General features: G+C 40.3%; 19 protein-coding genes. 6 read left to right on the top strand and 13 right to left on the bottom strand.

Going from position 1 to position 21833, the window contains the following annotated elements; translation table 11 throughout:
• Positions 1-68 precede the first annotated feature (68 nt).
• The 4 genes from LP316_RS06935 to LP316_RS06920 all read left to right on the top strand — a co-directional run bounded on the left by LP316_RS06935 (position 69) and on the right by LP316_RS06920 (position 4706).
• Positions 69-434 carry a PilZ domain-containing protein gene (locus tag LP316_RS06935; protein WP_193023591.1) on the top strand — a complete coding sequence of 122 codons (366 nt, stop codon included), beginning with the start codon at positions 69-71 and terminating at the stop codon, positions 432-434.
• Between the two features lie 129 nt (positions 435-563).
• Positions 564-1073 carry a glycine cleavage system protein R gene (locus tag LP316_RS06930; RefSeq protein WP_193023590.1) on the top strand — a complete coding sequence of 170 codons (510 nt, stop codon included), beginning with the start codon at positions 564-566 and terminating at the stop codon, positions 1071-1073.
• Entirely contained in the window at positions 1073-3202 is a 2130-nt protein-coding gene (ppk1, locus tag LP316_RS06925; RefSeq protein WP_193023589.1) for a polyphosphate kinase 1, read from the top strand. The genes LP316_RS06930 and ppk1 overlap by 1 nt, the downstream gene beginning before the upstream one ends.
• A complete protein-coding gene (locus LP316_RS06920) occupies positions 3195-4706 on the top strand; it encodes an exopolyphosphatase (protein WP_193023588.1) in 1512 nt (503 codons plus the stop codon). The genes ppk1 and LP316_RS06920 overlap by 8 nt, the downstream gene beginning before the upstream one ends.
• An 850-nt stretch (positions 4707-5556) precedes the next feature.
• On the opposite strand, the gene LP316_RS06915 is transcribed toward LP316_RS06920, so the two are convergent.
• From LP316_RS06915 to LP316_RS06900, 4 genes are all read right to left on the bottom strand, one after another.
• Positions 5557-6522 (bottom strand): PstS family phosphate ABC transporter substrate-binding protein, encoded by a 966-nt coding sequence (locus LP316_RS06915; protein WP_193023587.1) that lies wholly within the window; start codon positions 6520-6522, stop codon positions 5557-5559.
• A gap of 195 nt (positions 6523-6717) precedes the next feature.
• The gene (phoR, locus tag LP316_RS06910) at positions 6718-8028 is read right to left on the bottom strand and encodes a phosphate regulon sensor histidine kinase PhoR (RefSeq protein WP_193023586.1); all 1311 of its coding nucleotides are present in this window, start codon (positions 8026-8028) and stop codon (positions 6718-6720) included.
• Positions 8029-8031: 3 nt separating this feature from the next.
• A complete protein-coding gene (phoB, locus tag LP316_RS06905; RefSeq protein WP_193023585.1) occupies positions 8032-8727 on the bottom strand; it encodes a phosphate regulon transcriptional regulator PhoB in 696 nt (231 codons plus the stop codon).
• 471 nt (positions 8728-9198) lie between these two features.
• A complete protein-coding gene (locus LP316_RS06900; protein ID WP_193023584.1) occupies positions 9199-10152 on the bottom strand; it encodes a porin in 954 nt (317 codons plus the stop codon).
• A gap of 317 nt (positions 10153-10469) precedes the next feature.
• Between LP316_RS06900 and LP316_RS06895 the strand changes: the two genes are divergently transcribed.
• Positions 10470-12215 carry a sensor histidine kinase gene (locus LP316_RS06895; protein WP_193023583.1) on the top strand — a complete coding sequence of 582 codons (1746 nt, stop codon included), beginning with the start codon at positions 10470-10472 and terminating at the stop codon, positions 12213-12215.
• A gap of 135 nt (positions 12216-12350) precedes the next feature.
• Complete coding sequence (rdgC, locus tag LP316_RS06890; protein ID WP_193023582.1) at positions 12351-13274, top strand: recombination-associated protein RdgC; 924 nt, start codon at positions 12351-12353, stop codon at positions 13272-13274.
• A 143-nt stretch (positions 13275-13417) separates the two neighbouring features.
• On the opposite strand, the gene LP316_RS06885 is transcribed toward rdgC, so the two are convergent.
• The 9 genes from LP316_RS06885 to LP316_RS06845 form a co-directional block, all read right to left on the bottom strand.
• Positions 13418-14269 (bottom strand): MBL fold metallo-hydrolase, encoded by an 852-nt coding sequence (locus LP316_RS06885; RefSeq protein ID WP_193023581.1) that lies wholly within the window; start codon positions 14267-14269, stop codon positions 13418-13420.
• A 53-nt stretch (positions 14270-14322) separates the two neighbouring features.
• The gene (gene dinB / locus LP316_RS06880) at positions 14323-15384 is read right to left on the bottom strand and encodes a DNA polymerase IV (RefSeq protein ID WP_226960823.1); all 1062 of its coding nucleotides are present in this window, start codon (positions 15382-15384) and stop codon (positions 14323-14325) included.
• A gap of 117 nt (positions 15385-15501) precedes the next feature.
• Positions 15502-15726 (bottom strand): (Na+)-NQR maturation NqrM, encoded by a 225-nt coding sequence (nqrM, locus tag LP316_RS06875; RefSeq protein WP_193023580.1) that lies wholly within the window; start codon positions 15724-15726, stop codon positions 15502-15504.
• Between the two features lie 66 nt (positions 15727-15792).
• Positions 15793-16815, bottom strand: coding sequence for an FAD:protein FMN transferase (locus LP316_RS06870; RefSeq protein ID WP_193023579.1), 1023 nt, complete (start codon positions 16813-16815; stop codon positions 15793-15795).
• 510 nt (positions 16816-17325) lie between these two features.
• On the bottom strand, positions 17326-18549 hold the full coding sequence (nqrF, locus tag LP316_RS06865) for an NADH:ubiquinone reductase (Na(+)-transporting) subunit F (protein ID WP_193023578.1): 1224 nt from the start codon (positions 18547-18549) through the stop codon (positions 17326-17328).
• Positions 18550-18605: 56 nt separating this feature from the next.
• Positions 18606-19229, bottom strand: coding sequence for an NADH:ubiquinone reductase (Na(+)-transporting) subunit E (gene nqrE, locus LP316_RS06860; RefSeq protein WP_193023577.1), 624 nt, complete (start codon positions 19227-19229; stop codon positions 18606-18608).
• A 5-nt stretch (positions 19230-19234) separates the two neighbouring features.
• Positions 19235-19858, bottom strand: coding sequence for an NADH:ubiquinone reductase (Na(+)-transporting) subunit D (locus tag LP316_RS06855; protein ID WP_193023576.1), 624 nt, complete (start codon positions 19856-19858; stop codon positions 19235-19237).
• Positions 19858-20628 (bottom strand): Na(+)-translocating NADH-quinone reductase subunit C, encoded by a 771-nt coding sequence (locus LP316_RS06850; protein WP_193023575.1) that lies wholly within the window; start codon positions 20626-20628, stop codon positions 19858-19860. Before LP316_RS06850 ends, LP316_RS06855 begins: the two co-directional genes overlap by 1 nt.
• Positions 20621-21832 carry an NADH:ubiquinone reductase (Na(+)-transporting) subunit B gene (locus tag LP316_RS06845; RefSeq protein ID WP_193023574.1) on the bottom strand — a complete coding sequence of 404 codons (1212 nt, stop codon included), beginning with the start codon at positions 21830-21832 and terminating at the stop codon, positions 20621-20623. Before LP316_RS06845 ends, LP316_RS06850 begins: the two co-directional genes overlap by 8 nt.
• Position 21833: the final 1 nt, after the last annotated feature.

Genomic DNA, 21833 nt, shown 5'->3' with positions numbered 1-21833 from the left:
CGCAAGGTGCTTTTTTTTATTTACTGTCTATGCTTATAAGATGTTAATAAAAAAATTGCTTTATTGGTATGGAGAATAGACGTCAATTTACCCGTATATTGTTTGCCATCGATGCTCAATTAATCATAGATGATCAACGATATCTGGTATCCATTCACGATATATCGCTTAACGGAGCGCTAGTAAGCCATCCGTGCTTTGGTGATTCATTTATTAAGAAAATTGGTACATTAACCTTTGAGTTAATCGATAATGAGCGCGTAGAAATGCACGTTGCAGTTATGCACGAGAGTGAGAATGAATTGGGCTTGCGTTGTAACGCCATGGATATTGATAGCATGTCTCATTTACGCAGGATGATTGAACTCAACTTAGGTGACGACAGCCAACTCCACAAAGAGTTATCTCAGCTAACACGCGTTGATCATCAATAAACTGTAATACTTCATTCATATACTTGTAAGCACAATAAATTCTACTTAAATCAGTTAACTAGAGCATTGACAAGCGAATGAGATAAGCGCTATTAATAGATATGCCTTCTTTTCAAAAAGGATCCCCTTATGAAGCATTTAGTTATTTCCTTTATTTGTGATGACAAGCCCGGTCTCGTTGACGCTTTGTCTCGCACGATTTCCGAGCACCAAGGTAACTGGCAAACAAGTAGTCTGCATCATCTATCAGGAAAATTTGCCGGTATTTTAGAAGTTTCGGTTGATGAAAGCCAATACGCGCCGATGACGACAGCACTAGAGCAGTTAACCGATTTCAACTTACAGCTAGTCGACGCGCCAAATCCAACGGAAAAACGCGGTAAATCAATAAGTTTATCTTTAACTGCTAATGATCGCGCCGGCATTGTTCAAGATATTTCTTCAGTTATCCATCAAAACCACGGCAACCTGATCAAGTTAGTCTCTCAGCAGCAAAGTGCACCACACTCTGGCCAATTAATGTTTACTGCAAAGGTCATTATTTCCGTCAGTGAAAATGATGTAGATAGCCTCATTGAAGCGCTTGAAGCAATTGAAAATGACTTAATGGTTGATATCAACGAAAGCTATGGGATTTAATGGACACGCCCTATTACAACAAAGAGCTAAGTTGGCTGTCATTTAATGAACGTGTACTGCAAGAAGCGGCCGATCCTAATGTACCGCTGATCGAAAGGATACGCTTTTTGGGTATTTACTCGTCTAACTTAGATGAGTTTTTTCGCGTACGCGCCGCTAATATCTATCGTCAATCATTACTTGAAGCGGCCAATGTTGAAACCGAACAACTTGAGAATATGAAATGGTCGGTACTGTTCAACAAAATTAGCGACAAAGTCAATTTACTCACCCAACAGTTTCAAAGCTATGCGAATGCTGCATTTGACGAATTAGCCAAGCACAATATCGATTTAATTTTCAATACCGAGCAGTCGCAAAACTTTGCCAAAAAGCTCTCCAGTAAACAGCGAATATGGCTCAAAACCTTTTTTGAACATCAAGTCATTCGTCATGTTACACCGATAATTATTTCGAATAAAACCCAGCTTGCTGAATGTTTAGATGACGACGGTATCTATTTACTCGTTGCACTCAACAAAGACGAAAATACCCAATATGCCTTGGTTGAAATCCCGCGTGATGAAATCAAGCGCTTCATTATTTTACCCAAAGATAATATTGATGAAGTGCAGCGCATCGTTATGCTCGATGACATCTTACACTACTTTTTGGACGATATTTTTTCCGGTATTTTCGACTACGACCAAATTGAAGCCTATTCAATCAAGCTAACCCGTGACGCCGAGTACAACCTAAACGACGAAATAGACCAAAGTTTATTAGATAAAATGTCGAAAGGTTTAAAGCAACGTTTAAAAGCCGATCCTGTGCGCTTGGGCTACGACCGACATATGCCTGCGTACATGCTAAAGTTTTTGCGCAAAGAGCTTAAGATCAAAAAAGCCGACAACCTAGTTGCTGGCGTTCGTTACCGCCATTTTAAAGACTTTACTGGTTTTCCTAATCTCGGTGAACATTCGCTAGAGAAAACCGATTTAGTCGCCCTTGAAGCCGCTAATATAAAGCTAGCCAACTCGATATTCGACGCAATTAAACAAGAAGACATTCTCGTCTATTACCCTTACTACAAGTTCCGCCATTTCACCGAGTTTGTTCGCCAAGCATCATACGACCCTGCCGTTAAGCAAATTAAAATTAACATTTATCGCGTAGCCAAAAAGTCGGAGATTATTCACTCACTGATAGAAGCGGTGAAAAATGGTAAGCAAGTGACCGTGGTAGTTGAGCTGAAAGCTCGTTTTGATGAAGAAGCGAATATCGAGTGGTCAAAATTAATGAAGGATGCTGGCATTAAAGTGGAATTTGGCATTGAGTCATTAAAAATCCATTCAAAGCTATGCTTAATTAGCCGAGAAGAGCATGGCAATTTAGTTAACTATGCGCATATTGGCACAGGAAACTTTCACGAAAAAAACGCTCGAATTTATACCGATTTCTCACTATTTACTTGCCATAAAGAGATCACTCAAGAAGTTGAAAACGTTTTCTCTTTTATTGCCCATAGCTACAAGCGTTTTCGATTTAATCATTTAATTGTTTCGCCGTTGACATCACGCCGCCGGTTATATCAATTAATTGACAACGAAATTGAAAATGCCAACCAAGGCAAAATTTCAGGCATCGATCTCAAGCTTAATAATTTGGTTGATAAAGGTTTAATCAATCGGCTTTATCAGGCCAGTAATGCGGGGGTGAAAATACGCCTATTAATACGTGGTATGTGTACCCTAGTGCCAGGCGTTAAAGGCTTTAGTGAGAACATCACCGCTATTTCAATAGTCGACCAATTTCTTGAGCACCCACGCGTTATGGTGTTTTATAACCAAGGTGATAAACAGGTATTGATCACCTCCGCTGACTGGATGGAACGCAATATTGATCAACGCGTTGAAGTTGCTTGCCCAATATACGCACCACATTTAAAACAGCGAATCCTAGATATCCTTGAGTTTCACTTTAAAGATAATGTCAAAGCGCGAATCATCGATCGTCGACAAAAGAACCATTACGTTAAGAACACCACGGGACAAGCCGTACGCTCACAGTTAGCGATATATGACTATTTGAGAGACGTTGAAGATAAGTCACTTAAGCACCTTTTAGCAAAGCAATTAACCCATGAATGAACCAACAAACCTCGAGTTACCTGAAAACTATTTTGGCGCTTTAGATATCGGCTCCAATAGTTTTCATTTTGTGTTTGCCCGCTTAGTTGATGGCAATTTACAAACCGTTCACTCAGAGAAATATCAGGTAAAACTCGCTGAAGGCCTTAGTGAAGACAGCGTTTTAAGCCAAGCTGCTATGGAGCGAGGCTTACAAGCGCTGCGCGATCTTTCACCGGCGATCAGTAAACTTTCTGCCGAAAATTTTCGCGCAGTAGCAACATACACTTTACGCCAAGCGGTCAACGCTCGTGAATTTCTCAATGCAGCTAAAGTCATTTTACCGTTCGATATTGAAGTAATTTCAGGCCATGAAGAAGCGCGCTTAATTTATCAAGGTGTTGCCCATTACACCACACCTGATACTACCCGCTTAGTGATTGATATCGGCGGTGGCTCAACTGAATGTGTCATTGGCGAAAACGATGCGACCAAAACGCTAACTAGCTTAAACGTCGGTTGTGTCAGTTTTCAAAGACAATTTTTCAGCGATGGTAAAATTACCGAAAAAGCATTTAAGCAGGCAATTATAGCCGCTCGCCAAGAACTTGAAGCCCATGTAAAGCGCTTTAAAAAAGTCGGTTGGCAAGAGTGCTTAGGCACTTCAGGTACGATTAAAAGTATCTATAACCTGATTAACGCTGAATGTGAGTTTCCGCAACCAATTAATCTTAGACAACTGCACGAGTTAAAAGCGAAACTTATTGCTTGTCAGCATGTTGATAACATCACCCTATCGCCATTAAAAGAAAGTCGTAAAACTATCTTGTGTTCCGGGCTAGCTATATTAATCGCCGTTGTCGAGATGTTAGAAGTCTCGTCGTTGAGTTACTGTGATTACGCACTGCGTGAAGGTGTACTGTATGAAAAATTTGAGCTAAGTCAGTATGAAGATGTTAGAAAGACCGCGATTTCTTCCTTGACCACCCGCTTTAACGTAGAAAGAGAGCAGGCAGATAAAGTTTTTGCCTTAGCAGATAAACTCTATCAGGAAGTGAAAAAAGATTGGAAGCTCACCAATAATAATTACTATGTGTTGTTGCAAGGGGCTGTTTACTTACATGAAATTGGCTTTGATATAAACCCATCAAGTTATCACAAACACAGTGAATATATTGTCGCCCATGCTGATTTACCCGGTTTTACCTTAGAGCAACAACAAGCACTCGCTTGGCTTGTTGGTAACCACCGCAAAAAAATCACTAAGGCCTCTGAACAACAATGGTACCTACTCGACCAGCAAAAGCTCGAACGAATAGGCGCACTGATCAGACTTTCAGTACTATTAAGCCAACAGCGCCAACTTGCCGAATTACCAAACCTCAAAATAAGTGCTAAAGACAACCTGTTAAAAATCAAGTTAAAGCAGCAATGGCTATCTGATAAACCGCTTATAGAAGCGGATTTATTAAGTGAGCAAAAACACTTAAAGCAAATTAATATCGACTTTGAATTTATTGGTTAACGCTGAGGTAGGTAGTATTGAAGTTCTTAATCGTTTCTCTCTTGTTACTAACATGTCAAGTGCACTGCGAAAATATCAACGTTGAATCGCTGTTAAAACGAGACTTACAAGGGGCGTTAGAGATCATTTCTAGTCAAGAGGTTAGGTATTGCCCTGACAACACCTGTGAGCTTTTTAAAACTCCGAAGTACCATGCCGATTTTATTTCATTTGTTTACTTATATTTATTTCACCAATCTGATTATATTTATCTAGATGAATCCTTTGGCGCAAGTGACAAGGCCTTTAGGTTAAGTGCTGTAGAGGAACCAGAAATTAGATACAATAATCATTATTATTGTGATGAGGAAAAAAAACACCCAGTTGTATCTTAGCTGGTATGAAGACTAAATTGAATATAGCTATAGGCTATGCCAGATATGATATGGGTAATTACTGTTTCTATTTTGAAGACGCTAAAACTCACTGTAGCGAATTTAAAAACGACGGTTAACCCTGCACTAAACTAACGTCTTCCCCTGCACCAAACAAACATCATCCACGATACGGAAGAAACGTCATCCCCTAATGTTGTTATAGGGATCTCCTGCCGCTAAGCGCATTTTATTTAACAGAGAATTTCATTGTCGGTAATTGAGATTCACGCATCCGCGAGAATGACGATGAAAAGGTATATAGGGTGAGATTCCCGCATCCGCGAGAATAACGACCTTAGTCATCCCCTAATGTTGTTATAGGGGGTCTCCTGCCGCTAAGCGCTTCATTTAACATGTCTAATAAAAGAAAAATCACAGCCATAAAAAAACGCTAGCCAAGGCTAGCGTTTTTTCTCATCGATAATTGCTTTAACTTACATAGTTAAACCAAGTTTCTTCAATTCTTTTTCAACAACTTTATTCGGTAAAGGAATATAGCCGTCTTTTTCAACAATGTATTGACCTGACTTAGAAAGTACCATTTTTAAGAACTCAGCAGTCATTGGATCTAATGGCTTGTTTGGATGCTTGTTTACGTATACGTATAAGTAACGCGATAGTGGGTACTTACCAGATACTGCATTTTCCATGTTCGCTTCAACGAAGTTGTCGCCTTTTTTCGCTAATGGTAAAGCGCGAACACCTGACGTTTGGTAACCAATACCTGAGTAACCAATACCGTTTAATGATGCTGATACTGATTGTACAACAGAAGCAGAACCTGGTTGCTCGTTTACAGTATTTTTGAAGTCACCTTTACAAAGAGCTTTCTTCTTGAAGTAACCGTAAGTACCCGATACTGAATTACGGCCGTATAATTGAATGTCTTTCGCTGTCCAGTCGCCAGCCAAACCTAAGTCACCCCAACGGTCTGCATCTTTTTCGCCACCACATTTGCGGTTACTAGAGAAAATAGCGTCTACTTGGTCGATGCGTAAACCTTCGATAGGGTTATCTTTGTGAACGAATACCGCTAACGCGTCGATAGCTACGCGAACAGCTGTTGGCTTGTAGCCAAAGTGCTTTTCAAAGGCTTGAATTTCACGAGACTTCATCTTGCGGCTCATAGGGCCTAAATTTGAAGTAGATTCTGTTAAAGCTGGTGGCGCAGTAGAAGAGCCAGCTGCTTGAATTTGAATATTTACATTAGGGTAAGTACGCTTAAATTCTTCAGCCCAAAATGTCATCATGTTTGCTAACGTATCTGAACCTACAGATGATAAGTTACCTGATACACCACTTACTTTTTTGTATTCTGGTAAGTCTTTATCTACTGCGTATGCTGATACGCTCATTAAACCTGCTAAACCTAAAGCAGTTAAAGCTCTTTTGAACTTCATTGAATTCTCCAAATATAAATTATCTGTCTGGTTGGGACGCTGAAAACTATACTCAGCTTTTGTGACAATTATATTTAAGCAATATTACAGTTATGTTACAGCGAAAACTAAATGTGTCAGTTCAGCAGACAATAAAAAAAGGCTGGAAAGTCCAGCCTATAACACACCGATTACCACTAGGTTAACTCTCTGATTTTATTGAATAACAGAGGTTGATGAAAAAATAATACTGAATTCGCTACCAACGCCCCATTGACTGTTGATGACAAGCTCAGCATTGTGATGTTGTAATACGTGTTTAACGATTGATAAGCCTAACCCCGATCCGCCTGTATTACGAGATCGTGACTTATCTATTCGATAAAAACGCTCGGTAATCCGGTTTACGTGCTCGGGTTTAATACCACTGCCATTGTCTTTAACGGTGAATTTAACGCCCATCCCCATACTCTGTTTCACTTGCTCAAGGCTTACTTGAATATCACCTTGAGCGGGCGTATAAGCAATGGCATTAGAAATTAAGTTAGTACAAGCGCTTTTAAGCTCAGTTTCTATGCCTGAAATGTAAATATCGGGCGCTATATCACTAGTGATTTTGTGCTGTTTATCTTGGTTTAACCAATGACACTCTTTGACGATATTAGTCACTAGGTCACTTAAATTAACCCGATAGGTCTCATCATAAGTCGCGTTATTTTCGACTTTTGACAAAATCAGCAATTGCTCTACTAACCGATCCATCCGGGTTACTTGCCCTTCTATCGTGGCAAACACGGTTAACCAATGTTCGTCGAAATTATTACCTGGCGCTTGGATCATCTCAATGTAACCACGCATCACTGTTAATGGAGTTTTCAGCTCATGAGAAACATTGGCGACAAAATCGCGGCGCATTGTTTCTAGTCGGTTTAATTTACTGACATCCCGAGCAACGAGCAAATATTGATCGACACCGTAGGTCATAATGCGCAGCTCTAATGTGGTGTCTTCTTTAAGTGGTGAATCAATATGAAATGGCGCTTCAAAGGCCTGCTGATATAGCACTCGAGTAAACTCAGGGTTGCGTATCAAGTTATCAATGCGTTGACCAACATCGCCAGGACAAACAATACCGAGTAAGTTTTGTGCCTTTTTATTACTCCATTCGATAATAAAGTCGTCTGATAATACAACCGCTGCATCAGGCAGTGCCTCGGCGCCATCTCTAAATTGACGGATGCGATGACGCAATTGCTTTTGCTTTTTACGTTGTTTATTTAAAACGTGGAATAAACCATCATAAATTCGCCCCCAAGTGCCTGAAGCATGCGGCGGATTAATCGATTTAGATTGCCATAGCCAGTGAGCAAGTTGAACTAAGTGATGATAATGCCAGATCAAAAGTGCAATGCTCGATATCGCAATTGCTGGCCAGAAGATGTCAAAAAGCCAGCCGATAAAACCGCTGGCTAATAAAACGAATAACAGTCTTTTATAGAGCAAAACTGTTGATGTGTTTGAATACATAAATTATTGGCTTACTTGTCCTGAAAAACGGTAGCCTGAACCTCGAACCGTTTGAATAAAATGTTCATGCCCATCACCTGAAATTGCTTTGCGCAAACGGCGAATATGAACATCTACCGTTCTGTCTTCAACAAAGACGTTAGTTCCCCATACATTATCAAGTAATTGCTCGCGAGAATAGACACGCTCTGTATGGGTCATAAAAAAGTGTAACAGCCGAAATTCTGTTGGTCCCAAGTCGAGTTTACGCTCATTAATTGATACCCGATGTGCAATTGGGTCGAGTGATAAACCGTGAAATTCGATAGTCTCTTCGATTGACGTTGGCGAGACGCGGCGAATAACCGCTTTTATACGTGCAATGAGCTCTTTCGGTGAAAATGGCTTAGTGACATAATCATCGACCCCAGCTTCAAATCCCTTGACCTTATCGTCTTCATCGCCACGCGCAGTGAGCATAATAATAGGGATATTACGAGTATATTCACTTTGCTTAAGTGATTTTGCAAACTTGACACCTGTGCCGCCTGGTAACATCCAGTCCAGAAGAATCAAATCTGGGTATGGTTCTTTGATCAGCTGTTGTGCAACGCTTATGTCTGCAGCAGGTATTGGATTATAGCCATTTTGCTCAAGTACAAAGCAAATCATCTCGCGAATTGGCGCTTCGTCTTCAACGACTAATATTTCTCTGTTCATCCTAAAATCCTAACAATTACCTTGAGTATTATCCGATTAACTGTAGGTATTTTGCTAAACAACCATGACACTTTTATGACATGAACGTAAAAAAAAATTCAATTACCTGAAATAATTTTATGCATTAACAATAAATTATACCAGTTATACCAAGTTCATTAAATACTTGGTCATTCAGCGAGAATTAAATGGTTTATAGGCGAGGCTTTGATTGCTGGTAACGGTTATTCCCTTATCAAAATCAGTAACGAAGCATATAAGCCATTTAAACTCGCCCTTTGGGAGCTCGTCAGAAAAGTAATAACTTTACAAATTGCCTTGATGGGGAATGCCACACCTGCACCAATTTGTTTTGTTCTAACTTCCCTGACGTAGCTCTGAATGATTAACTATTTAATAAAATTGGTATTAAATAAAAAGCCACTTCAACAAGTGGCTTTTTATCAATAGGTTTGTGTCAAATAGATGACATTAAAACTTATGCTCTAAACCTACACCTAACCACTCTTTATCATCAGAGTTATCACTGTCGATTGCAGAGTAGAATACAAATGCTTTAGTCGGCTTAGCTAAACGGTAGTCGGCACCGATTGAGTAACCGGTTTTTTCTTCTACGCCCTTCATATCAGCCACTTGGTATTGACCTTTTAACGTCCACTGGTCAATTGCATAAGAAGCTGAAACCATGTAACCGTCTAACTCAGCACCTGTTTCAACATCTTCTTGTGTGTGGTAAATCGCACCTAACTTAACGCCAGCTACTTTAGTTTGAACCGTCGCACGAGTTGTATCGTAAGAGCCTTTCTCACCAAAAGCTCGCGTTTCACCTTCTACATTGCTGTCATGAGCAAGAGATGCGTAGAACTTCGATTTTTTAAGGTTTGCATCACCGTAAAACGCCGCTACTGAGTAACCGCGATCATCATTAGTTTGCTCTTCAGCTAAGTATGTAGCACCAAACTTAAAGCCACCAAAACTCGGTGACATGTACGCTAATACATTGCTAGAACGGTTTTCACCCGTCCAAAGTACTTTAATATCCGTTTCTAAATCGTTAAACAAGTCAACCTTACCTTGCGACTGCTTTAACATAGTATCCATCTTACCAAGGTAAACTTTACCAAAGTTACCTTGTAAACCAAGGAACTGAGTACGCTCGGTAAAGTTATCGTCGTCACCGTCAATATCAACTTGGAACTCAGCTTGATAAACAACCATTAAATCGTCATTTATACTGTGGTCACCTTTAAAGCCAATACGTGATGCGTTTGATTTTACCTCAGTAAATCTGTTTCCTTCTTCTTTATCATCTGAGTATTGGAATGTTACATTTACTTTACCGTAAATGACAACGTCAGCTGCTGCGGCCGATAAAGAGAAGCTACTTAGTAAAGCAAGTGCGATTGCGCTTTTAGTTAATTTCATGTGATACCTACTATTTTAAATCGCCTAATAATGGGCGTACTTTGCAATGCCATTGTTTTGAAAATCAAAGCAAACTGATTGCTTGTTTTTAATGGCGGCTATTGTGACTTCAGTTTATGACAGAAATATTACAACGTGACACTTTTATTACTGATTTATGACTTAAATGACATTTTTATTAATTGTTTCATATAGTTGAAATAAAACCGTCATAACAAAAAATTTAACCATTTGCTTATCAAAATAAGCTAAATATACTGATATCTCTAAAAAAAGCGTCTACAATCAAGCTTATAATTCAAAGAAGTTTATATTCTATGGTCACTACTAGTATATCTAGAAAGCTGTTATCTCGCGTATTGTCTTTATACTTTGTGCTCACCTTTATTGTTACAGGGGTGCAAATTATTGCTGAGTACTACAACGCTAAAAGTAACATTAATAGTGAACTATTGACTTTAGAAAGAACGTTCAGCGGCAGTTTAACCCGTGCGGTATGGGAACTTAATACCGACCAAGTCAATGATATTGCCAATGGTTTAGTAGCGATTCCGATGATCAGAAGTATCGTGGTCACCAATGAAAACAATGAAGTCATTGTACAATATGGTGATGTTGAGCGGGCTGCTTCATACACCAAAAAAGAAGGGGATTCCGATAAAGCGACGTACTTCAGTATCCAATCATTTTCCCAAGGTACGTTTGGCCACACCTTTCCATTAATCTTCGAGTTTTCGGGACGCAATACCCAAGTTGGCAGTGTAACGTTACTTTCAAGTAACCAAGTGATTTTTAACCGTATTGAAATTGGTCTTTACTTTCTAATCGGTAATGCCATGTTAAAAACAGCGGCATTAATTCTACTTTTTACGCTAGCATTTAATTCTCTATTAACGACGCCACTTAACAGCCTAACCGATCAGATTCGCCGGTTTGATATTGACGATCCTGAATCGTCTAAGATTAACTCTCAAACCGTGGAAAACAATGAATTAAAAGTACTTGAAAATGCCTATAACAACCTAATTGATCAGCTCGTTTTATATAAAGAAGAGCTTGCAGATGCGCAAGAGCAAATCCTACAAACCAATCAAAAACTGGATGAGCACAATTTAATGCTCGAGCAAGAAGTTGCCAAAAAAGCTTCATCGTTGAGCTCTAACATGTTGAAAATGGAATTACAGCAACGTGATTTAATTGAACAACAAAAGCGCTTAGAAGACGAGAATGAGCGTCGAAAGCGCACTGAGCATCGCTTATTAAAAACCAATAAAGATCTAACGGAGTCGATAGAAGAGCTCAATAAAGCACAAGTTCGTTTACTCGAAGCAGAAAAAATGGCATCGCTTGGCAACTTAGCTGCAGAAGTGTCGCATGAGGTAAATACCCCTGTTGGTATTAGTATAACCTCTGCGAGTTATTTAGCTGACTTATTAGACGAAGTTACAACCAAAATCAAAGCGAATGACATTAGCCCAGATGAAACAATGGATTACTGTAGCAATGCCCAACAATCCATTGACCTATTAATGAATAATTTAAAACGCGCATCTGAGCTAATTGCGAGCTTTAAGCAAGTAGCCGTTGACCAAACGAGTAATAAAGTGCGCGAGATTAATTTAAAGACCTATATTGATGAAGTGGTCAACTCACTTCAACCTAGGTTAAAAGGCACCAATCACCAGATTAATGTTAACTGCCCCAACAACCTAAACATATTCACCCATGCAGGTGCATTATCACAAATTTTCACTAACTTAATTATGAACTCGGTAATTCACGGCTTTGATGGTCGTGACGATGGCAATATCGACATCGACATCACAATGGAAAACGAAAGAATAAAAATTGATTACCACGATGATGGCCACGGTTTAACCAGTGAGCAACTGGCCAAATTGTTTGAACAATTTTACACAACTAAAGAAAATGAGGGTGGTAGTGGCTTGGGTACTCACATCATCCAGAACTTGGTTATAGATAATCTTAATGGCCAAATTTCTGCTCATAGTGAAGTTGGACAAGGTCTGCACTACCACATTGAATTTAACAATATGCGCTAATCATTGTTTTTTGCTTGTTAACCAAAACTTTTACTCTGACGCATCCTAAGCATCCACTTGTTATATTCAATCGGTATACGGTATGATGACCGGCCAAAACTCTTAGAGAGTTCACCGATTATTGTAGGAATTACCATGTGGTTTAAGAATCTTTATTTTTTCGCTTTTACCCGCCCTTTTGAGTTAAACGAACAAAGCCTTGAAAAACAGCTAAGCGAGCACTTGTTTACCCCTTGTGGCTCTACTGAACAATCACACTTTGGTTGGGTGAATGCCTTGGGCAAACACGGTCAAACCCTTGTCCATACAGCCAATAACAACATGCTTTTGTGCGCTCGCAAAGAAGAGAAAATTTTGCCGGCCCCCGTTGTAAAAGATATGCTTGAAGAAAAAGTTGCTTTGTTGGAAAACGAGCAAGGTCGCAGCGCAACAAAAAAAGAAAAAGAGCAATTTAAAGAAGATATTATTTTCGAACTTTTACCACGTGCCTTCTCACGTATTACCGATACACACGCCTATATTAGCCCTGCACACAACTTAATCGTTATCAACTCAAGCTCTCGCACTAAAGCGGAAGACTTTCTAGCGCTATTACGCAAATGTTTAGGTAGCTTGCCAGTCACTGGCTTAGCACCAGAACAAGCGCCAGATGAAATCATGACAGATTGGCTGACAGAACAAAATCTAGGTGGCAACTTTGAGCTAGGTACTGAAGCGGAATTTCACGCTTTAGGGGACGATGGTGCCGTTGTTCGAGTAAAAAATCAGCCGCTAGATTCTGATGAAATTAAAGCGCATTTAGATGCCGACAAGTTTGTTGTTAAAGTAGCAATGGAATGGGATGAAACCTTGTCATTTGTTTTATGTGACGATTTAGCCGTTAAACGATTAAAGTTCTTTGATGTTATTCATGAACAAAATGACGACATTGACAAAGATGACATAGTAGCCCGATTAGACGCAGACTTCGCGTTAATGGCAGGAGAAATCAACCGTTTTATCGACGCCCTACTTGCTGAATTCTCTTTAAAGGCAAGTGACTGTTTGTCTGAAGAGTAATAGCAACGCTGTAATGCTTTAATGCTGGAACGCTGGTTTACTTAAACGCTTTATGCTGTGAAGGCTTGAGGGCTGGAACGCTTTAAGTCTTAAGTGCTTACCGCCTTCCAGCTTTACCTCCTTACCGCCTAATAACTTTGCGGTTATTGCAACCCAGTGACCAAGGTTTTTAACCAACGCTCTTCACTGATAAACGCCCAACTGTAGTCTTTGTACTTCTCGCCAATGCCCATTTCTAGAATTTGAGCTTCTGTTTTTCCATCAGCTAACGCTTTCTCGACACGCTCAATTGAGTATTCAATCATTGCGGCAAATACTTTATAACCTGCGATATCGGTAATATTGCCGTGACCAGGAATAATCTTCGCGTCACTTGGGTAGTCATTAATAATGGTCTTCACGCTTTTTAAATAACCTTTAACGTCACCGCCACCTTTAAGGTCGATATATGGGAAGCGCTCATTAAAAAATAAGTCCCCTGTGTGGATGACATTAGCATTTTTGAAATATACAACGGTATCGCCATCCGTATGACCTGTAGGGAAATGACGCAACTGCACGTGCTCGTTGTCTAAGTATATATTTACGCCATTTTCGTATGTAACAACAGGGAGTTCATCTCTATTCGGTTCAGCTTTGTTTGACAAGCGCTCTCTAACATTTTCATGAGCAAAAATTGGCGCTTTATGTGAAAAGTAGCTATTCGAGCCGGTATGATCACCATGGTAGTGAGTATTAACCACATATTTTAATGGCTTATCATTGACTTCTTTCATTGCCTGCTCAATCTTTTCGGCAAGCCCCTGAAATTGATCATCGACAAGTAATAACCCTTTGTTTGTCGATAGCACGCCAATATTGCCGCCATACCCTTCAAGCATATAAACATCGCCAGCTACATTATGGGTTTTGATTTCTACTTTAGAAAAGTCTTGAGCAACCGCACTTAGACCCAAACACGCACTTGCAATCAAGGTTATAAATTTATTTTTCATCTTGTTTATTCTTTTAATGAGTTTGAAACATATTTTGTAATTTAATCAGTATGTCACTGAATAATAGGTAAATCCAATTGCTTCGCCGAAATTTTTGTTTCGCTACCAAAGCCAATAGTAATACCAATCAAGCGAACTTTTCGATCACTACTTCGCTCTAGCGCTTTTTGGAGTAAACATTTTAATACGCAAATATCTAACCCCGATGAGCGTTGCTCGACCGTAGTTTGATTAAAATCGGCAAACTTGAGTTTGATGCCTTGTTTGACGATTTGTTTGTTGTGGTGCTTGGCTAAGCGCTTTTCTAAGGCGGGAACTAACTGTTCAACGAGCGGCCAACAAGCCTCTTCTGTGTTATCAAAATCTTCGCTAAATGTCCTTTCAATAGCAACAGACTTGCGCTCTCGATGGCTAACGACCTCTCTATCATCTTCACCAAAACTTCGCCGGTAAAGCGACTGAGCAAAGCTACCAACGACTACTTGAAGCTGTTTAACAGAAGCTTGTCTAACATCTGCACAGGTGTAAAAACCTTTGTTATTGAGCTTGTCGAAGGTTTTAGGGCCAATACCAGGAATTTTCTTTAACGATAATTGTTCAACAAATGCTGAGACTTTATCAGGCGATATAACAAAAATGCCATTGGGCTTATTTTCATCACTGGCTATTTTGGCGAGAAATTTATTTGGCGCAACTCCGGCTGAAGCAGTAAGCCCTGTTTCATCGTATATCGCTTGCCTGATCTCTTGCGCGATTAATGTCGCACTACCTTGGCAATGATGACTATCGGTGACATCTAAAAAAGCTTCATCGAGCGAAAGAGGCTCTACCAGTGTCGTATATCGAGAAAAAATCTCTCTTATTTGCTCACTGACTTGTTTATAAACAGCCATGCGACCATGAACAATTTTAAGTGAAGGACAAAGGACTTTTGCTTTTGTTGATGGCATAGCAGATCGCACACCATAACTACGTGCTAGGTAGTTACAAGTAGATAATACACTTCGCTTACCTTCACCGCCTACAGCCAGGGGGATATTTGCATACTCTGGATTATCGCGCATTTCAACCGCGGCATAAAAGCAATCCATATCGATATGAATGATCTTTTTCACATCAAAACCAAATAACTGTACATAAATACAGTTTATTGTTTTTTTATCCGAGGTTCCAGTAGATTTTGCTACAAAAAAAGCACCGAACGGTGCTTTTTATTTCGTTAGTTGTCAAGCTTAAAGGTTTTTGACATTAATACTATTTTCTTTTAGTTCTGCCGCCTTGCGCTCGCGTTCTTGACGTTTCTCACAAGGGTTGTCACAGTTGCAGGCCTTATCAATGCCTAACGTACCTAAACCACCACAGCTACCTGCTAACGATTTTTTTTGAAAAATATAACCGACTGCCATGCCGACAACAACAAGCAAGAAAAAGGCTAAGGTAAGTAAAAAAACAGTCATCTTAATTTCTCAAATCAGTGGTAAATAAGGAGGGGTCAGAGTCAATTAACTTTGACGCCAAAATTTCTATTTCAAATACGGCATGAATTTTACTGTATTTATCTCTTCAAAGCCATTATCTGTTTTGACGATTAGCATGGCAGCAAGTTCATGCTTTTGGGCAAACGCTAACCCTTGCTCTGGCCCCATTACCATAATCGCTGTAGATAAGCCATCAGCAGTCATTGCAGAAGGGTGAATTACGGTGACAGACACTAGCTTATGGTTAATTGGCTTACCGGTATCTGGATCAATGATATGAGAGAATCGCTGCCCGTTTTCTTCAAAATAATTACGATAATCGCCAGACGTGGCCACTGCATTATCTTGTGGTACAACAATTTGATGTACTACTCGATCATTGGTAATGGGTTTCTCAATCGCAATATGCCACAGCGTGCCATTAGCCTTAAAGCCTTTTACCCGCATTTCACCGCCAACTTCAACAAGGTAATTGTGAATATTTTTGGCTTCAAGTAATTCAGCAATAACATCGACACCGTAACCTTTAGCAGTAGTCGACAAATCGACATAAAGTGACGGTAAGGTTTTGCTTATTTTATTACCCGACACTACAAGGTGGCGCAAACCTGTTTGCGCTTCGGTATTAGCTAATAGCTCATCAGAAGGCACGACATCAGGCCTTGCTTGCGGGCCAAATCCCCATAAATTAACTAAAGGGCCAATGGTGATATCAAGTTTTCCTTCGGTCATCTCACCAAGGCGAATTGACTCATTGATAACGGTTGCTAAGCCCCTTGACATTTCAACTGGCACGTCACCTGTTGATTTATTAAATAACGATAATTCTGAATCTGGGATATACGTCGACATCTCTTGATTCACTTGAACCAGTGCAGTATCAATTTCTTGGTGCAATTGTTCAACGTCAAGCTGCCCTTTTTCTATAACAAACTTAATGTTATATGTCGTCCCCATCGTGGGGCCTTGCAACAGCAGCTCTTCTTTCGTGCTATCGTTATTATTAGGGAAACAACCTTGAACCAATGCGATAACAACCAAAAAGCTCAGTAACTTAACTAAACGCATTTATATTCCTATAAGCTAATCAGATTTTGCGCGCTATTTTACCTGAAAAAACCAACCTGATCAGAGTAAATTAACTTTACACCGAAAAAACTCCTGTCATTCCCGCGAATGCTTATATTGATGTAAGTAGAATAATGCAGGAGCAATTATCGAGGCGGGAACCTCTATAATTCAGTCAGAGATTGTCATGTTAATTCAATAAATAGTAATAGCTTCCCTGTAACGACATCAGGGAATGACAGATCTAAAGCATTTAAATTGAGATTCCCGCCTTCGCGGGAATGACGGAATCATGGGATAAAAAGAGATTGCCGCCTTCGCGGGAATGACGGAATCATAAAAAAAGAGCGACTATGTCGCTCTTTTTTATAACCCTAAATTTAATGATTTTGCGAAGATTGATATTGCTAGTTCTAGGAGAGAGCGCGGAGCTTGGATTCTCTAATAAACCAAGCAAGTGAGCACTCACGACAACGAAATAGCATTATCAGGCAAGCAAAAGCTTAAATTTTAGCCGCCGAAGTCGTCTAGTAAGATGTTCTCATCTTCTACACCTAAATCTTTCAGCATGCCAATAACAGCTGCGTTCATCATAGGTGGACCACACATGTAGTATTCACAATCTTCTGGCGCTTCGTGATCACGTAAGTAGTTTTCGTAAAGCACGTTGTGGATAAAGCCAGTCATACCGTCCCAGTTATCTTCTGGTTGAGGATCTGAAAGTGCTACGTGCCATTCGAAGTTGTCATTCTCAGCCGCTAAGCCGTTGAAATCATCTTCATAGAACATTTCACGTAATGAACGTGCACCGTACCAGAAAGAGATCTTACGCTTAGACTTAAGACGCTTAAGCTGGTCGAAGATGTGAGAACGCATAGGTGCCATACCTGCACCACCACCGATAAATACCATTTCTGCATCAGTGTCTTTCGCGAAGAATTCACCGAATGGACCAGAGATAGTTACTTTATCACCTTCTTTTAAGCTCCAAATGTACGATGACATTTTACCAGCAGGAAGTGATAAGTTGTTTGGCGGCGGCGTAGCGATACGCACGTTAAGCATGATAATGCCTTCTTCTTCTGGGTAGTTCGCCATCGAGTAGGCACGTAATGTGTCAGTATCAACTTTAGACTCAATATCGAAGAAGCCAAAACGCTCCCAGTCACCGCGATATTCTTCTGGAATATCGAAATCTTTGTATTTAACGTGGTGAGCAGGCGCTTCAATCTGAATGTAACCACCCGCGCGGAACGGCACTGATTCACCATCAGGGATAGCTAATTTAAGCTCCTTGATGAATGTTGCTTTGTTATCGTTCGAGATAACTGTACATTCCCACTGCTGAACACCAAAGATTTCGTCTTCTAACTCAATGTCCATGTCTTGCTTAACAGCAACCTGACACGATAAACGACAACCTTCTTTTGCTTCACGCTTTGTAATATGGCTTTGCTCAGTTGGTAAGATGTCACCACCACCAGAATGAACGTGTACGCGACACTGACCACATGTACCACCACCACCACAGGCTGATGGTACGAAAATACCTTTGTCTGCTAATGCGCCTAATAATTTGCCGCCAGCAGCTGTAGTGATCGCTTTATCTGGATCACCGTTAATAGCGATAGTCACATCACCTGTTGATACCAGCTTAGATTTAGCAAATAAGATTACTAAAACTAGCAAGATAACAATGGCGGTGAACATCGATACGCCGAGTATAATTTCCATCGACTTTTCCTTTGTACATCATAAGAAGGCGGCGTTAACCACCTTCTACATTAACCTTATAACGAGATACCACCAAAAGACAGAAAGCCAAATGCCATCAATCCCGTGCTGATAAACGTAATACCTAAACCTTTCAAGCCATCAGGCACATCTGAATACTTCATCTTTTCACGTAAACCCGCTAATAAGACAATAGCTAATGCCCAACCAGTACCAGAACCGATACCGTAAACAACTGACTCACCTAACGTTAAGTTCTTCGCAACCATGAAAGACACGGCACCAAAAATCGCACAGTTAACTGTGATCAATGGTAAGAAGATACCTAAAGCGTTGTATAGCGGTGGAAAATACTTGTCTAGTACCATCTCAAGGATTTGTACTAGCGCAGCAATTACACCGATAAAGGTAATGAAAGACAAGAAGCTTAAGTCTACTGACTGCGATGGGTCAGTAATACCTAGCATACCGTCTAACGCACCTGGCGCTAAGATTGCTTGGTAAATAATTTGGTTAACAGGTACAGCAATACCTAGTACTACGATAACCGCAACACCTAAGCCCATTGCTGTTTGTACTTTCTTAGATACCGCTAGGAAAGTACACATACCTAAGAAAAACGATAATGCGATATTCTCGATGAAAATCGTTTTAATCAATAGTGATAAATAATGTTCCATCGTGATTAGTCCTTCTCAACTTGCTCTGGCTTCCACTGGCGAATTGCCCAGATAATGAAACCAATGATGAAGAATGACGAGAATGGCAATACTAATAAACCATTCGCTTGGTACCAACCACCGTTTTGAATTAATGGTAAAATTTCAATACCAAATACTGTACCGAAACCAAATAATTCGCGGAAGAAAGCAACCGTCATAAGAATGAAACCGTAACCTAAACCGTTACCAATACCATCCATAAAGCTTACGCCCGGCTTCTCTTTCATCGCGAAAGCTTCAGCACGACCCATAACGATACAGTTAGTAATGATCAAACCAACGAATACCGAAAGTTCTTTCGATAATTGGTATGAAAACGCTTTAAGTACCTGGTCAACCACAATTACCAACGACGCAATAATCGCCATTTGTACAATGATACGTACACTAGATGGAATGTGATTACGAATAATCGAAATAAATAAATTCGAGAATGCAGTTACGAAGATTACCGCTAACGTCATTACTAATGCGTTAGCCATAGAGCTAGTTACCGCTAATGCAGAACAAATACCGAGTACTTGTAAAGCAATTGGGTTGTTATCAACGATAGGAGCCGTTAATACTTTCTTTGCTTCATTAGCCATTAGTTCAAGCCTCCGTTACGGAATTTGTTAACGAATGGACCGTAGCCTTCTTCGCCAAGCCAGAAATGTAATGTTTTCTCAACACCAACACTTGTTAATGTAGCGCCTGATAAACCGTCAACACCGTGGATGTCACCAGCTTTTGCACCGCCTTTAACAAGCTTGATCGCAACGTTGTTTTGCTCGTCAAACATTTTCTTACCCGGCCACAAAGCTTTCCACTTAGGGTTCATCACTTCGGCACCTAAGCCCGGAGTTTCTTTGTGATCAGAGTATACAACGCTACGAACTGTATTTAAGTCAGCTTCAAGACCAACGTAACCGTACATTAGATCCCATAAACCAGAGCCAACGATTGGTAAAACAACGGTCTCAATTTTACCGCCACCATCACGTACTAGGTAAACAACGGCATCATGTGAGCGACGGTTGATACCAGCGATATCGTTTTCAGGCTTGTCTGACTTGGTTACGTCACGTGCGTTGCGACGCTCGTCAAATAACTCAGGATTACCTTCAATGAACTCACCTGAATCTAGGTCGATCATTTTCGCTTCAACGTATTTGTTGTACGTACCAACGATATCACCTTTAGCAACTTCTAAAAGGTCTGCCGCTTCTAAGATCTTAGTTTGTTGATCTAATAATTTATTGGATTGTTGTAGTGGCTTTAATTGCACCGCTGAGAACGATACTAATAAAGCACAAACTAAACAAACTACTAAAACGAACCCAACCGTTCTACCGAATGTTTCTTTATTACTAGACATTGCGAGCAACCCTCCTCTTGATGTTCGACTGAACGACAAAGTAGTCAAACAATGGAGCAAATAGGTTAGCGAATAAGATTGCTAACATCATACCTTCTGGGAATGCTGGGTTGACAACACGTACTAATACCACCATTACACCAACTAACGCACCAAACCAGTATTTACCAGTATTAGTGAACGACATAGTTACTGGGTCTGTTGCCATGAACATCATACCAAAAGCAAAACCACCAACGACTAAGTGCCAGTACCAAGGCATTGCAAACATTGCATTTGTCTCAGAGCCAATCATGTTGAATAACGTTGCTGTTGCAACCATACCAACAAAAACACTTAACACGATGCGCCATGATGCGATACCTTTGTAAAGGATATATGCACCACCTAAGAAAATTGCCGCTGTAGAAACTTCACCCACTGAACCAGGAATTAGACCCCAGAACGCGTTCCACCAATCAGCGTTTAAGCTGTAATCGATAGCGCCAACTTGTGCAGCAGCACCAGCAGCTAACGCAGTAGCACCTGAGAAGCCGTCAACAGCAACCCAAACAGCGTCACCTGAGATTTCACTTGGGTATGCGAAGAATAAGAACGCACGACCGGCTAATGCAGGGTTTAAGAAGTTTTTACCTGTACCACCAAAGATTTCTTTTGCGATAACGACACCGAAGGTAATACCTAAAGCCGCCTGCCACAATGGGATAGACGCTGGTAAAATTAGGGCAAATAAAATTGATGTTACGAAGAAACCTTCGTTTACTTCATGCTTGCGCACCGCAGCAAATAATACTTCCCAGAAACCACCAACAATGAACACTGTCATGTAAATAGGCAGGAAGAAACATGCACCGTAGCCCATCAAGCCAAACCAACCCGTTTCAGCAGTTAAGTTACCACCAAAGAATTCGTAAAGGCCAACTTGCCATGTTTGCTGGATTGCATAACCAGCAGCTAAAGCATCTTGCGCTTGAAAGCCTATGTTATACATACCCCAGAACATAGCTGGGAATACAGCCAACCAAACCGTAATCATGATACGTTTTAAGTCGATGCTGTCGCGAATGTGTGTTTTACCCTTAGTTACGTAACCAGGAGTAAATAAACCAGTAGCGATTGCTTCGTATAAAGCAAACCACTTCTCGTGTTTACCGCCTTTTTCAAAATGCGGTTCAATATCTTCAATAAACTTTTTCAAGCCCATG

Source organism: Thalassotalea sp. LPB0316, from assembly GCF_014898095.1.
Lineage (GTDB): Bacteria > Pseudomonadota > Gammaproteobacteria > Enterobacterales > Alteromonadaceae > Thalassotalea_G.
Note: the sequence above shows the minus strand (reverse complement) of the source record. Positions and strands in the feature narration are given on the sequence as shown.